8 protein-coding genes and 1 pseudogene are annotated in these 14,652 nt (G+C 66.5%); 6 read left to right on the top strand and 3 right to left on the bottom strand.

Annotation, left to right across the window (positions count from 1 at the left end):
• Positions 1-172: 172 nt before the first annotated feature.
• From SOM61_RS16480 to SOM61_RS16465, 4 genes are all read left to right on the top strand, one after another.
• Positions 173-976: a transketolase gene (locus tag SOM61_RS16480; RefSeq protein ID WP_320475083.1), complete on the top strand. Its 804-nt coding sequence runs from the start codon at positions 173-175 to the stop codon at positions 974-976.
• Positions 973-1,992, top strand: a complete 1,020-nt coding sequence (locus tag SOM61_RS16475) for a transketolase family protein (protein ID WP_320475082.1) — start codon at positions 973-975, stop codon at positions 1,990-1,992. The genes SOM61_RS16480 and SOM61_RS16475 overlap by 4 nt, the downstream gene beginning before the upstream one ends.
• Before the next feature lie 85 nt (positions 1,993-2,077).
• Positions 2,078-3,382, top strand: a complete 1,305-nt coding sequence (locus SOM61_RS16470; protein WP_320475081.1) for an MFS transporter — start codon at positions 2,078-2,080, stop codon at positions 3,380-3,382.
• Positions 3,383-3,434: 52 nt separating this feature from the next.
• Positions 3,435-5,912: a pyrroloquinoline quinone-dependent dehydrogenase gene (locus SOM61_RS16465; RefSeq protein WP_320475080.1), complete on the top strand. Its 2,478-nt coding sequence runs from the start codon at positions 3,435-3,437 to the stop codon at positions 5,910-5,912.
• Between the two features lie 475 nt (positions 5,913-6,387).
• Here SOM61_RS16465 and SOM61_RS16460 read toward each other — a convergent pair.
• From SOM61_RS16460 to atzF, 3 genes and pseudogenes are all read right to left on the bottom strand, one after another.
• Positions 6,388-6,471: pseudogene (locus SOM61_RS16460) on the bottom strand (IS6 family transposase); the annotation flags it as partial.
• Positions 6,472-6,611: 140 nt separating this feature from the next.
• Positions 6,612-10,196: an urea carboxylase gene (gene uca / locus SOM61_RS16455; protein WP_320475079.1), complete on the bottom strand. Its 3,585-nt coding sequence runs from the start codon at positions 10,194-10,196 to the stop codon at positions 6,612-6,614.
• Positions 10,197-10,239: 43 nt separating this feature from the next.
• A complete protein-coding gene (gene atzF / locus SOM61_RS16450; protein ID WP_320475078.1) occupies positions 10,240-12,045 on the bottom strand; it encodes an allophanate hydrolase in 1,806 nt (601 codons plus the stop codon).
• A gap of 179 nt (positions 12,046-12,224) precedes the next feature.
• Here atzF and SOM61_RS16445 point away from each other — a divergent pair, with 179 nt between their 5' ends.
• Entirely contained in the window at positions 12,225-13,334 is a 1,110-nt protein-coding gene (locus SOM61_RS16445) for a porin (protein WP_320475077.1), read from the top strand.
• Between the two features lie 33 nt (positions 13,335-13,367).
• The gene (gene urtA, locus SOM61_RS16440; protein ID WP_320475076.1) at positions 13,368-14,624 is read left to right on the top strand and encodes an urea ABC transporter substrate-binding protein; all 1,257 of its coding nucleotides are present in this window, start codon (positions 13,368-13,370) and stop codon (positions 14,622-14,624) included.
• Positions 14,625-14,652: the final 28 nt, after the last annotated feature.

Raw genomic sequence — 14,652 nt, 5'->3', positions numbered from 1 at the left:
CAAGACGCCCACTGCTGAACATTTTGCATGAAACAGCAGGCGCGGCGCCATTCTTTTTTCATCTCATCTACCGGGGGAGACCATGCCCGATTCAGGCGACCTTGTCGCGGCGCCAGTGCGCGCTCACGCTGCAGATAACATTTTCGATCGACTCCAGACACATGCCTGGCGCATGCGTCGCTTTGCCCTGCGCATGGGCGAGGTACAGGGCCAGGGCTATGTCGGCCAAGCGCTGGGCTGGGCCGACGTGCTGGCGGTGGCGTACTGCCACGCCATGAACATCCGCCCTGCCGAGCCGGAATGGGAAGGGCGCGACCGCTTCCTGCTGTCGCACGGCCATTACGCCATTGCCCAGTACGCCGCGCTGTTCGAGGCCGGCGTCCTGGCTGAAGACGAACTCGACACCTACGGCGCCGACGACAGCCGCCTGCCGATGTCGGGCATGGCGACCTACACGCCGGGCATGGAAATCTCGGGCGGCTCCCTCGGCCAGGGACTGGCGATCGGGGTCGGCATGGCGCTCGGCCTGCGCATGAAGGGCAGCACAGCCCGCGTGTTCAACTCGATGTCGGACGGCGAACTGGACGAAGGCGCGGTGTGGGAGGCGGCCATGTCGGCCTCGCACCACAAGCTGTCGAACCTGATCAACCTGGTCGACATCAACCGCCAGCAGGCCGATGGCGCATCACACGAGATCATGAACTTCGAGCCGCTGGCCGACAAATGGGCGGCCTTCGGCTGGCACGTGCAGCGGGTCGATGGCAACGACATGGCGGCGGTCATCGCCGCATTCGACGCCGCGCTGGCGCTGGACGAGCCTAGGCCGCGCGTGATCCTGTTCGATACCCTGATGGGCAAGGGCGTGCCATTCCTGGAAGAGCGCGACAAGAACCATTTCATCCGTGTGGAAGCCGACGAGTGGCAGCAAGCCATCGCCGCGCTCGACACCACCTACGCCAACCGGAGCCAAGCATGATCCCGAGCACTTCCGCCACCCCGGCCCCCGTCGCCAAGCCGCGCCTGACGACGTCGGCCATGATCGCCTCGATCGCTTCCGAGGGCCAGCGCACGGAACCGGCGCCATTCGGCCACGCGCTGGTCAGGGAAGGGCAACGCGATCCGCGGATTGTCGGCATGACCGCCGACCTGGCCAAGTACACCGACCTGCACATCTTCGCTCGCGAATTCCCGGAGCGCTTCCTGCAGATGGGGATGGCCGAGCAACTGCTGATGGCGGCCGCGGGCGGCATGGCGAAGGAAGGCTTCATTCCCTTTGCTACCACCTATGCCGTCTTCGCCACCCGCCGCGCCTATGATTTCATCCATCAGGTGATCGCAGAGGAAAACCTGAATGTCAAGATTTGCGCCGCGCTGCCGGGTTTGACGACCGGCTACGGACCCAGCCACCAGGCGACCGAAGACCTGGCCATGATGCGGGCGATTCCCGGCCTGACCGTGATCGATCCCTGCGATGCGCTCGAGACCAGCCAGTGCGTGGCGGCCATCGCGCGTCACGAGGGGCCGGTCTATATGCGACTGGCGCGCGGCCGGGTGCCGCTGGTCCTGGATGAGTACGATTATCAGTTCGAAATCGGCAAGGCCAAGCTGCTGCGCGATGGCAAGGACGTGCTGGTGATCGCGAGTGGCCTGATGACAATGCGCGCGCTGGAAGTCGCCGATCTGCTGGCTGCCGACAAAATCGACGTGGGGGTGCTGCACGTGGCCACCATCAAGCCGCTTGATGTCGACACCATCGTCGCCTCCTGTCGGCGCGAAGGGCGGCTCGTCGTCATCGCCGAGAACCACAGCCAGATCGGCGGGCTGGGCGAGGCGATCGCGATGGCGCTCCTGCAAGCGCGGGTGATGCCGCAATTGCGCCATGTGGCGCTGCCGGACCGGTTCCTGGACGCCGGGGCGCTTCCAACGCTGCACGACCGCTATGGCATCTCGCTCGAGGTCATGGCTGGCAATATCCGCACTTGGCTGGGCTGAGGCCGGCCAGCGCCGGTCCCTGGCGGGCCGGCGGCAAACCTGCACCGTCAAAGACGGGCATAGACAAATAAAAAGGACAACGGAGATGAATATCGAACAGTCAGTGGCGTCGGCTCCCGACGCGACGACGCAAGCGCACGGCCCGAAGAAGCGGATCTGGATCTACGTCTTCCTCTTCACGCTCACGCTCATTAACTACATCGACCGCATTTCGCTTTCGGTCGCTTCCACCGCGCTAAGGGAGGAATTTGGCATCTCGCCGGTGGCCATGGGTTACCTGCTGTCGTCATTTGTGTGGTTGTACTTCATCGCGCTGATCCCAATGGGCTACCTGGTCGGGCGCTACGGCCCCAAGCGGGTCAACACCTATGGCATCGGCGTGTGGTCCATCGCCACCGTGTGCACCGCATTTGCCACGGGCTTCTATTCGCTGCTGGCGGCGCGCCTGGTGATGGGTGCCGGCGAAGCCACCACCTATCCTGCCGGCGCGCGCGTGGTGCGCGACTGGATGCCACTCAAGGAGCGCGGGATGGCCACCGCCGTGTTCCACAGCGGCAGCCTGGTGGGCCCGGCGGTGGGCGCGATCGGCTTCGGTTGGCTGATCACCACGGTCGGCTGGCGCATCGCCTTCGTGGCGGCGGGGGCGACCGGCTTCGTCTGGCTGGCGGCCTGGCTCAAGTGGTACCGACATCCGAGCAAGGCGCCGTGGCTGAGCGCGGCCGAGCTGCGCGAAATCACGGCGGCCGACGCCGCCGGCACTGCCGGCGTCAGCGCAGTCGCGCCGCTCGGTATCCGGGGCCTGGCAGGTTCGCGCACCATGTGGGCGATCGGCCTGTCGCACGGCTGCGCCGTGTACGCCACCTATTTCTTCCTCACCTGGCTGCCATCCTACCTGCAGGCCGAGAAGGGGCTGTCGGTCATGACCAGTTCGATGTACACCGCGATTCCCTACCTGGGCGCGGCGGTGCTGGCGATCGTGGTAGGTCGCATCAGCGACCTGGTTGTCAGCCCGCGCGCCGCGCAGGCCGGCGGACGGCGCCTGGTGGTCGGCGCCGTGCTGCTCGGGTCGTCCGTAATCCTGCTGGTGCCGATGCTGGCCGAGACCTGGGCCATCCTGCTGGTCATCACGCTGTCGCTGGCGACCTGCGCCTCGGCCATTTCGCTCAACCTGTCCCTCGTCAACGACCTGTTGCGCTCGAGCGAGGACGTGGGCACCGCCGCTGGTTTCGTCACCGCCGTCGGCAACCTGTTCGGCCTGCTGGCGCCGATCGTCACTGGCTACGTGGTGGCGGGCACCGGCGGGTTCGCCGCCGCCTTCGCCGTGGTCGGCATCCTGCTGATCGTCGGGTCGGCCCTGTCGGTCTTCGGAGCGCGCCGCCCGGTGGGCTGAAAGCGCTGTCGTAACACCTGTTCATCCTTATTGTCGTGAAAACTGGAGCACCATGAGTACTACCAACAAGAAGCGCAACCCTGCCCAGCCGTCTGCGCCAGTGGCCGGCACGGGCTGGCGCATCGCCCTCGTCGTCATTACCCTGTTCATCGGCCTGTTCGGCCTGGCCATGCTGGGTGGAGGAATATGGCTGGTCGCCGTCGGCGGCAGCCCGTATTACGCGCTAGCTGGCGCCGCCCTGGTGGCCGGCGCCGTGCTGCTGGCGCGCAGGAAACGCGGCGGTCAGGCCGTGATCGGCGTCGCCTGGCTGGCCACGCTGGCCTGGGCCGTGTGGGAAGTCGGCTTCAATGGCTGGGGCCTGGTGCCGCGCGTGGTCGGCGTCACGGTGCTGTTCATGCTGGCGCTGGTGTTGTCGCCGATGCTGTCCCGGGCGCCGGCCGCCGGCGCGCGCCGGCGTGCGCTCGATCCGCTGCAAACCGGTTCTGCGCTGGCCGCGATCGCCGTGCTGGCGCTGCTCGGCGTGCTGGTGGCGCGCGAAGGCGTGCGCAGTGTGGAGTCGGCGCAGTTCCCGGCCGTCCTGGCCGGCGCAGTCGGCGGAACCACGGCCGACTGGCCGACCTATGGTGGCGACGCCAGCGCCCAGCGCTACAGCGCGCTGTCGCAGATCACGCCGGACAATGTCGGCCGCCTCGAACGCGCCTTCGTGTTCCACACCGGCGACCTGCCGGCCAAGGGCGAACGCTATTCGCCGGCCAATACGCCGCTCAAGATCGGCAACGACCTTCTGGTGTGCTCGGCCAAGAACATCCTGTTCGCGGTCAACGCCGCCACCGGCGAGCAGCGCTGGCGCTACGATCCGCAGGTGCCGAGCGAAGGCATCGCCCATGCCGCCGTATGCCGCGGCGTGGCGGTGTACACCGCGCCCCAGCTGGCTGACGATGCCGCCTGCAAGACGCGCGTGATCAGCACCACGCTGGACGCCCGCATCGTCGCGGTCGACCTGCGCGACGGCAAGCCGTGCGCGGACTTCGGCGGCGCCGGCGGCAAGCCGGGCCAGGTCGACCTGTGGCAAGACCTCGGCAAGAAGGTGCCGGGCTGGTATTCGCCGACCGCGGCGCCGACCGTGGTGCGCGGCGTGATCGTCACCGGCGCCCAGGTGCGCGACGGCCAGGACGAAGACGCCCCATCCGGAGTGATCCGTGGCTACGACGCCGTCACCGGCCAGCTGGCCTGGGCCTGGGACCTGGGCAACCCGGACAACGTCAAGGGTCCGGCGCCAGGACAGACCTATACCCGCGGCACCCCGAATATGTGGACCACCGCGGTCGGTGACGAAGCGCTGGGCCTGGTCTACCTGCCGATCAGTAATTCGTCGATCGACTATTTCGGCGGCAACCGCAGCGAGGCCGAGAACAAGTACTCCGATTCGCTGGTGGCGGTGGATGTGACTACTGGCCGCGACGTCTGGCACTTCCAGGCGCTGCAGCGCGACCTGTGGGACTACGATCTCGGCAGCCAGCCGAGCCTGTTGAATTATCCCGGCGCCGACGGCAAGCCGGTCGCAGCTATCCTGCTGCCGACCAAGCAGGGCGATATGTATATCTTCGACCGCGCCACCGGCAAGCCCTTGATCCCCATCGGCAGCGTCAAGGCGCCCAAGCTCGGTTCGGTCGAGCCGGCGTTCGTGGCCGAGACCCAGCCGACGTCGGGCTGGCACAGCCTGCGCAAGGACGCTAAAACCGAAGCCGATATGTGGGGCTTCTCGCCGGTCGATCAACTGATGTGCCGGATCCAGTTCCGCCAGTCGAACTACGCAGGTTACCTGACGCCACCGTCGAGCGACAAGCCCTGGATCCAGTACCCCGGCTACAACGGCGGTTCGGACTGGGGTTCGGTCGCGATCGACCCGGTACGCCGCATCTTGATCGCCAACTACAACGACGTGCCTAACCGCAGCCAGCTGATCCCGCGTGAGCAGGCCAACAGGATGGGCGTGCAGCCGATCTATGCCAGCAAGGACGCCAACGCCAAGGCGGCCGGCAAGGGCGAGGGCGGTTCCTCGGTCTACCCGCAGATCAATGCCCCGTATGCCATCAGCGTGAATGCCGGCTGGCGCAATATCGGCACCGGCGTGCCATGCACTGCACCGCCGTACGGCGGCATCCGCGCCGTCAGCCTGGACACCGGCGAGACCTTGTGGGATGGTCCGCTCGGCACCGCGCGCCGTAACGGCCCATGGGGCATCCCGTCGTACATCCCGTTCGACATCGGCCTGCCCAACAACGGCGGTTCGGTGGTGACGGCCGGCGGCCTGGTGTTCATCGGCGCCGCCACCGATAACCTGTTCCGCGCGATTGACATCCGCACCGGCAAGACCGTGTGGACCGACGTGCTGCCGGCCGGCGGCCAGGCCAACCCGATCGCCTATGAAGTCAACGGCGAGCAGTACATCCTGATCGCCGCCACCGGTCACGCCTTCATGGAGACCGGCAACAGCGACGCCATCATCGCCTACAAGCTGCGCAAGTAAGCCAGCGGGGCGCCGGCAGGCCAGTCATCCGACTGGCCTTTTTCACTTTATAAAGCACACTCTCATGGATCTCGGACTGCAAGGACGCAAGGTACTCGTCAGCGGAGGCTCGCGCGGCATCGGCCGCGCAATCCTCGAATGCTTCTCTGACTTTCTGAAATAGATGCGAAGAAAGGTACTGCGGCACGGGGCTACGCCCATCAGATTTTGCTAATAGCTGCGACGATTTTTCGCTGAATAGCTGCGACTGACCCGCAGGATATCGAAATAGCTGCGCCCCCACTTCGTCCCTGACCTGACAACGTCGTAAGGACACTAACACGGCATGGATCGGGACTGGCTGCTTCCGACCCAAAGCAGACCTTGGAATTGTAGAGATTCTGACAAATTTTATTTCAGGGAGCATTTTTACTATGCTTGCCTAATGCGAATTAAAGCTTTCAACCTTCTTAAGTTTTTTAAGTATTGCAGTTGGCAGGGCGCGGCTGGCCATGAGCTCCTCGATGTCGCGAAAACTCAACGAAAACCGGAAGTAGAGCCAGACCACATGGCTGATGATCTCGCGAGGGTAGCGGAGCCACGTTAACGTTGAGAGCTTGTCATCCCGCTAGCTTACAAAGCTTTGCGGACTACGGTAAGTTGACAGTACCGGCCTGGCGCGTGCTGGCGCCGAAGCGGCGCGTGCGTCGCGACTGACTCTCACGCTACCTCGAGCGCGAACAGCGCCTGTCCCGCATCGACCATTTTGCCAGCGCGGCAATACACTGCCGTTACCGTCCCGGCGTGCGGCGCCTGCACCGAGAACTCCATCTTCATCGCCTCCAGGATCGCCACCACCTGGCCGGCCTGCACCGCCTGGCCGGGTTCCACCAGCAGCTTCCAGACATTGCCCGACATCTCGGCCGCGACCGCGGTGCCGGAGATATCGGACAGCGCCTGCACTTCTTCGTCCGCCTGGGCGCCAGCGCCGGCGTCTTCATGCCACAACGCCACTTCGGCCGTGAAGGCGGCCTGCTGGCGCGCCCGGAACTGCGCGATCGCGTCGGCATCCTGCGCCAGTTCGCGTTCGTGCGTGACCAGGTCGAACACCGATTCCTCGATGTGTAGCTGGGCACGTCCGGCGCGGAAGTCATCGCGGAACGCCTCGAGTTCAATCTCGCCCACCGGATAGAAGCGCACCCGATCGAAGAAGCGCAGCAGCCAGGGCTGGTCGCCAAACTGGCGGTTATGGAGGAATTTATTCCAGATCGGTACCGTGCGCCCCACCAGCTGGTAGCCACCGGGCGAGTCCATCCCGTAGATACACATATAGATACCGCCGATGCCGACCGTGCCCTCGGCGGTATAGGTACGCGCCGGGTTGTACTTCGACGTCAGCAGCCGGTGGCGCGGGTCGAGCGGCACCGCGCACGGCGCCCCCAGATACACGTCGCCGAGACCCATCACCATGTAACTGGCGTCGAAGATGGCGTCACGCACGGCCTCGCGGCTGTCCAGCCCATTGATGCGCTGGATGAAGTCGACGTTGTTCGGCAACCAGGGCGCCTCGGCCTTTACGGTTTCGCGGTAGCGTTCGACCGCGCCGAGCGTGGCCGAATCCTCGAACGCCAGCGGCAGGTGCACGATCCGGCTCGGGACCTGCACGCCTTCGATGCCGGACAGTTGCGCTTCGAGCGCCATCAACCGCGTCAGCAGCGCATCCTGTGCCAACACCCGGCTGTCGTAGTGGATCTGCACCGAGCGCACCCCGGGCGAGAGTTCCTGCACGCCGGGTAGGCGCAACGCCTTCAATGCCTCCATCAACAGGTGGATGCGCAGCCGCACGCGCAGGTCCAGCACGTTGGGACCGTATTCCAGCAGGATGTACTTGTCGCCGGCCTGGCGATAAGCCACCGCGGGCCGTTCGCCATCGGCGGGCAGCGCGGCCAGCACGCAGCCGGTCGATACGGCTTGCTCCGACAGGATTGGCAGGGAAGGCAAGGGCGCGAGCGCGCGGATCGCCGCATCCTGGGCCAGTTCAAGCGCCAGGGCGTCTTCAAAACCGATGCGCCTGAAGCGGATCGTGTCGCCCGGCTTTACCTGGCCGACTTTCCACAGTTCAGCGCGCGCGATCGTCACCGGGCACACGAAGCCGCCCAGGCTCGGACCGTCGCAGGTCAGAATCACCGGCGTGTCGCCAGTGAAGTTGACGCTGCCGATCGCGTACACGCAGTCGTGCACATTGGACGGATGCAGGCCGGCCTCGCCGCCGTCGCTGCGGGTCCATGCGGGCTTCGGACCGACCAGGCGCACGCCCAGGCGGTTCGAGTTGTAGTGCACCTCGTAGTCGGTGGCGAAGAAGGTCGCGATGCTGTCTTCGGTGAAGAAGTCCGGCGCGCCGTGCGGGCCGTACAGCACGCCGATGTCCCAGTGACGCCCGTACGCCGGCGCCTGCGCCATTCCCTGGGGTATCGGCAGGGCGTCGGCGTCAGGCCCGGGACGGCAGATCGGCAGCACGTCGCCCACGCCCAGCGTGCGCCCGGCATGACCGCCGAACTTGCCTAGCACGAAGGTCGACTTGCTGCCCAGGTAATCGGGCACATCGAGGCCGTGGCGCAGTGCGAGGTAACTGCGGCAGCCGCTGGTTGCGCGTCCCATGCGCAGCACCTGGCCGGCGCGCACCAGGACCGGCTGCCACCAGGGCAGGGGCAGGCCACCGTCCAGCGTCGCCTCTGCCGGCGCGCCGGTCAAGGCAATCAGCGCGTCGCCGTGAAAGCGCAGGGTCGGGCCCTGCAGCGTGCATTCGAGACCGGCCGCACCTTCGTCGTTGCCGACGATGCGGTTGGCCAGGCGGAAGGCCAGGTCGTCCATCGGGCCTGACGGCGGCACGCCGATGTCCCAGTAGCCGGCGCGTCCCGGGTAATCCTGCACGGTGGTGTAGGTGCCGCCTTCGAGTACTTCGACCAGCGCCGATTCGTGGGTGTAGGTGTCGAGGAAGCCGGTCGAGACGCGGCCTTCGGCGAAGGCGCTGCTGGCCAGGATGCCGCGCAGGTAGTCGAGGTTGGTGGCGCTGCCGTGCAGGCGGGTCGCCTCCAGCGCGGCCAGCAGCTTGCGGCGTGCATCTTCGCGGTCGGCGCCGTGGGCGATGACCTTGGCGATCATGGGATCGTAATGGGCCGATACCTCGGTGCCGGTGCGCACCCAGGTGTCGACCCGTACGCCTTCGGGAAAGGCCACCTCGGTCAGCACGCCCGGCGCCGGCTGGAAGTTGCGCGCCGGGTTTTCGGCATAGATGCGCACTTCGATCGCCGCGCCTTGCGGCGTTGCCAGGTCGTCGAAGGAGGGCGGCTCGCCGGCCGCGATGCGCACCATCCATTCGACCAGATCGAGACCGGTAACAAGCTCGGTGATCGGATGCTCGACCTGCAGGCGTGTGTTCACCTCCAAAAAATAAAAGGCGTCGCGCGCGCCGTCGTAGATGAATTCGACGGTGCCGGCCGAGACATAGTCCACCGCCTGGCCCAGGCGCACTGCGGCGTCCAGCATGGCGGTGCGGGTGGCGGGCGGCAGGAGCGGCGCCGGCGTTTCCTCGACCACTTTCTGGTTGCGGCGCTGCACCGAGCAATCGCGCTCGCCCAGCGCCACCACGCGCCCGCGGCCATCGCCGAAGATCTGCACCTCGACGTGGCGCGCATCGGCGACGAAGCGCTCGATGAAAACGCCGCTGTCCTTGAAGAAGTTCTGGCCCAGGCGCTGGACCGAGGCGAAAGCCGCATCCAGCTGCGCTGCTTCGTCGCAGCGCGACAGCCCGATGCCACCACCGCCGGCGGTGCTCTTGAGCATGACCGGATAGCCGATACGTTCGGCGGCGGCGCGTGCTTCGTCGAGATCATTTAAAAGTCCGGTGCCGGGCGTGAGCGGCACCCCGGCGGCCTGCGCGATCTCGCGCGACGTGTGTTTCAGGCCGAAGCGGCGCACCTGGCTGGGCGTCGGCCCCACGAACACGATGCCTGCTGCAGCGCACTGTTCGGCGAATTCGGTGTTTTCGGACAGGAAGCCGTAGCCGGGAATGATCGCCTGGGCGCCGGTCTCGCGCGCGATGTCCAGGATGCGTTCGCCGCGCAGATAGCTCTCGGCGGCGCTGTTGCCGCCCAGGGATACTGCGACATCGGCGGCGGCGACGTGCAGGCTGTCGCGGTCGGCGTCGGAATGGACGGCCACCGAGCGGATGCCCATCTTCTTGAGGGTGCGCGCGATGCGCACGGCGATTTCGCCGCGGTTGGCGATCAGGACGGTGTGGAACATGGTCGGATACTCCAGTCAGGGATCAAGCCCGGGAAACGTCGTTTTAGCGCGTGGCGATATAGGCGCGCCAGCCGCCCAGCGCCGTGATGTCCTGGGCGCCGGCAGTGGCCCACGATTCGCAGACGAAGCCCTGCACGCTGCGGCCGTCGGCCAGTTCCAGCGTGCCGATGCCCAACGGTGCCGGGATCAGCGCCACGAAGGAACCGAAGCGTTCGACCGGCATCGCCCACAGTTCGACGGCGATCGGCGCGCCGGCGCCGATGCGCACCAGTCCCGGCTTGGGCGGCACGGTGCCGGGCAGCGCATACAGGCGATAGGCGCTGGACGTTTGCGTCGCTTCCAGCAGCACGGCGCCGCGCTCGGCCAGCTGCCAGTTAAGCGGCATGCCGGACAGGTGGGCGCCGACCACGGCCAGCACGACCTGGCCGTCGAGCGATGGCGCAGGGGGCATTGGCGCGGGAAGCGGCTGACCCGAGGCACCGCGCAACCATGGTGACGCCGTCTGCCAGCTGCGCCCGAATTCAAGCAGGCGCGCCTCGTGCCAGCTCGGGGCGATCAGGGTGATCCCGGCCGGCAGGCCGTCGTTGCGGATCCCGGCCGGCAGGGCGATCGCGCTCCAGTCCAGCAGGTTGACGAAGTTGGTGTACACGCCCATGCGCGAATTGAGCGTGACCGGATCGGCGAGCACGTCGGCGATGGTGGGGATGGTGGGTGCGGTCGGCACCAGCAGGCCGTCCAGGCCCGCCATCAGGTTCTCGGCCTGGCGCGCCAGCGCCATGCGGCGGTATTCGGCTTGGTAGACGTCGACGGCGCTGAAATTGGTGGCGCGGCCGATGATGGCGCGCACGGTCGGATGGACGGATTCGGGGTGCTTCTGCATCAAGGGGGCGATTGCTGCGTAGCGCTCGGCCACCCAGGGGCCTTCGTACAGCAGCGCGGCGGTCTCGAATAGTGGCCCGAAGTCGACCGGTTTCAATTCGACGCCCAGTGCCGCCAGACGCTGCAAGGCGTCCAGATGCAGGCTTTCGGCGTTCGTATCGCCGAACCAGTCGTACGCGAGCGGCACGCCCAGCACCGGCCGCGCCGGCCATGTCACCGGCCGCGCCGGCGCATGCCGGGAATACGGATCGTCCGCATCGAAGCCGGCCATTACGCGCAGCGCCGCATCGGCATCGTCCACGCTCAGGGCCAGCACGGTAATGCAATCGAGCGTGCGGCAGGCCGGCACCAGCCCGCGCGTCGAGACCAGGCCGCGGGTCGGCTTCAGGCCTACCAGGTTGTTGTGGCCGGCTGGCACCCGGCCCGAGCCGGCAGTATCGGTACCGAGCGCGAACGGCACCAGGCCGCGCGCCACCGCCGACGCCGAGCCCGAACTCGAGCCGCCGCTGACGTACTCCGGATCGAACGAATTGGGTACTGGACCATACGGCGAGCGCGTTCCCACCAGGCCGGTGGCGAACTGGTCGAGGTTGGTCTTGCCGATGACGACCGCGCCGGCCGCTTCCAGGCGCGCGATGACGGCGGCGCTGGTCTCCGGCACGTGAGCGAAGTCGGGACAGGCGCAGGTGGTCGGCAGTCCGGCCACGTCGATATTGTCCTTGACCGCGAATGGCACGCCGTACAGGGGCAGGTCGCCGGCGCCGTCGCGCTGCTGCGCCAGCCGTTCCAGGCGCGCGGCCAGCGCAGCGCCGTCGAGACGCGTGATCCAGGCCGGGTCGGCGTCATCCAGCGCAGCCACCAGCGGCGCCAGCAGGTCGGCCGGATTGGCGCCGTTCCGATAGGCGGCGGCCCAGTCGGCCAGCGTCCAGAACGCGGTGGAGAGAGGGGGGGCGCTCGGGTGATTGGTCATGGTTGTGCGTGAGGGGTAAGTGATCGGTGACGGGACAGCTCTTCCGTGACCAGTATCCCGGCGCGGGAAGCCACCCTCAATACGCCAAGTGACGTATGTCCGAACGCGGCGCGGGTCGCTAATCTTTTCGCAACAGGAAACATTTCAGGCAATCCCGCCCACCCCACAACGAGGACCGCATGCGATCCACCTTCAAGCTTTCCGTTCTGCTGTGCGCCTGCGCCGCAGCCCAGGCCCAGGCCGGCGCGACGATTCCCATCGGTCCGGACCGTTCGGTCTCGGTCGGCTTCGGCTCCCGCGCCAGTTACGCCAGCGTCGAGGATGGCGCACCGGATGGCGACAGCCGCTCGCACGACTTCAACCTCGACAGCGGCCGCCTGTACTTCGGCGCCACCCTGAACGAGACCATCGGCGGCATGTTCAATACCGAATGGGACGGCGACCGGATCCGCGTGCTGGACGCCGCCGCCCAGTTCACCATCTCACCGGCGCTGAATGTCTGGGCGGGACGCCTGCTCTCGCCCAGCGACCGCGCCAACATGGCCGGACCGTACTACTCGCTCGGCGGCGGCTACTGGGCCGGCGTGGCGTCGCGCTACGGCTACAACGGCGGCATCTTCCGCGGCCGCGACGACGGCGTGGTCGTGTGGGGCAATGTGGCCGACGGCAAACTGGGATATTCGTTCGGCGCCTTCGAAGGCCGCACCTTCGGCATCGGCAGCCTGACCCAGGGCCAGGCGCGCGCCGCCGGCGTCGATGCCGGCGACCAGCCGATGTTCTCCGGGCGCCTGCAATACGATTTCTGGGACGCCGAGCCGGGCTACTACGGCACCGGCAACTACCTGGGCAGCAAGGACATCCTGGCGATCGGCGTCGCCGCGCGCTACCAGAAGGAGGGCGTGCTCACCGTGTCGGACGTCGGCAACTACACCGCTTGGAACGTCGACTTCCTGCTTGAGAAACGCCTGCCGGGCGGCGCGCTCTCCGTCGAAGCGGCGTACTACCACTACCGCAACGACGACGTGGTGCTGGCCGAGCAGGGCAAGGCCTGGTCGGCGGGTCTCGGCTACATCTTCGCCGCCAATGCCGGCGCCGGCCGGCTGCAGCCGTTCGTGCGCTACCAGCAGTTCCGTCCCGATACCGGATTGGACACACGCCAGAGCGACGCCGGCGTCAACTGGATCATCGACGGCTACAACGCCCAGCTTGGCGCGGTCTATTCGAAGACCCGGCAGGACACGTTCGCCGACCGTTCGATCTTCGCCGTCAACCTGCAAGTCCAGTACTGAGCGTGCCTTATTTCATCGACCAGGAGAATCACCATGCACCAGCGTCGCCAATTCATCACTCGCCTGACCCATATCGCCGCGGCCACCGCCCTCTTGGCTGGCGGCCTGCCGGCATCCGCGGCCGAGACCATCAAGGTCGGCATCCTGCATTCGCTGTCGGGCACCATGGCGATATCGGAGACGACGCTCAAGGACGTGGCCCTGATGGCCATCGAGGAAATCAATGCGAAGGGCGGGGTGTTGGGCCGCAAGCTCGAACCGGTGGTGGTCGACCCGGCCTCGAACTGGCCGCTGTTCGCCGAGAAGGCGCGCCAGTTGGTAGCCCGCGACAAGGTAGCCGCGGTGTTCGGCTGCTGGACCTCGGTGTCGCGCAAGTCGGTGCTGCCGGTGTTCAAGGAACTCAATAGCCTGCTGTTCTACCCGGTCCAGTATGAAGGCGAAGAACTCGAGAAGAACGTGTTCTACACCGGCGCCGCGCCGAATCAGCAGGCGATTCCCGCCGTCGAATACCTGATGAGCAAGGATGGCGGCGGCGCGCGCCGCTTCGTCCTGCTCGGCACCGACTACGTGTACCCACGCACCACCAACAAGATCCTGCGTGCGTTCCTCAAGAGCAAAGGAATGAAGGACGAGGATATCCAGGAAGCCTATACGCCGTTCGGCCACGCCGACTACCAGACCATTGTCGCCAACATCAGGAAGTTCTCGGCGGGCGGCAAGACCGCGGTGATCTCGACCATCAACGGCGACTCCAATGTCCCGTTCTACAAGGAACTGGGCAACGCCGGCATCAAGGCAACCGACGTGCCGGTGGTGGCGTTCTCGGTCGGCGAAGAGGAACTGCGCGGCGTCGATACCCGGCCACTGGTTGGCCACCTGGCGGCCTGGAATTACTTCGAGTCGGTGAAGAACCCCGTCAACGCCGAATTCACCAGGAAGTGGAAAGCCTACGCGCTGGCCAAGAAGCTGCCGAATGCGCAGAAGGCGGTCACCAATGACCCGATGGAAGCGACCTATGTCGGCATCCACATGTGGGCACAGGCGGTCGAGAAAGCCAAGTCGGTCGATACCGACAAGGTGATCGCGGCGATGGCCGGCCAGACCTTCAAGGCGCCATCCGGCTTCACCTTGACGATGGACGCCACCAACCACCACCTGCACAAGCCGGTGATGATCGGCGAGATCAAGGCCGACGGCCAGTTCAACGTGGTCTGGAAGAGCAAGGCGCCAATCCGCGCCCAGCCCTGGAGCCCCTACATCAAGGGCAACGAAGCGAAGCAGAAGATCTGATGCACCAACGGTTGCGGGTCGAGGAGAG

Source organism: Massilia sp. CFBP9012 (genome assembly GCF_034045115.1).
Classification (GTDB): domain Bacteria; phylum Pseudomonadota; class Gammaproteobacteria; order Burkholderiales; family Burkholderiaceae_D; genus Telluria.
The sequence above is the reverse complement of the archived record's forward strand: the minus strand, read 5'-3'. Positions and strand labels throughout refer to the sequence as shown.

Bases quoted from the DNA above. Each gene is read 5' to 3' on its own strand.
- SOM61_RS16480 (WP_320475083.1), top strand. From the start codon at position 173: ATGCGTCGCTTTGCCCTGCGCATGGGCGAGGTACAGGGCCAGGGCTAT.
- SOM61_RS16475 (WP_320475082.1), top strand. From the start codon at position 973: ATGATCCCGAGCACTTCCGCCACCCCGGCCCCCGTCGCCAAGCCGCGC.
- SOM61_RS16470 (WP_320475081.1), top strand. From the start codon at position 2,078: ATGAATATCGAACAGTCAGTGGCGTCGGCTCCCGACGCGACGACGCAA.
- SOM61_RS16465 (WP_320475080.1), top strand. From the start codon at position 3,435: ATGAGTACTACCAACAAGAAGCGCAACCCTGCCCAGCCGTCTGCGCCA.
- uca (WP_320475079.1), bottom strand. From the start codon at position 10,196: ATGTTCCACACCGTCCTGATCGCCAACCGCGGCGAAATCGCCGTGCGC.
- atzF (WP_320475078.1), bottom strand. From the start codon at position 12,045: ATGACCAATCACCCGAGCGCCCCCCCTCTCTCCACCGCGTTCTGGACG.
- SOM61_RS16445 (WP_320475077.1), top strand. From the start codon at position 12,225: ATGCGATCCACCTTCAAGCTTTCCGTTCTGCTGTGCGCCTGCGCCGCA.
- urtA (WP_320475076.1), top strand. From the start codon at position 13,368: ATGCACCAGCGTCGCCAATTCATCACTCGCCTGACCCATATCGCCGCG.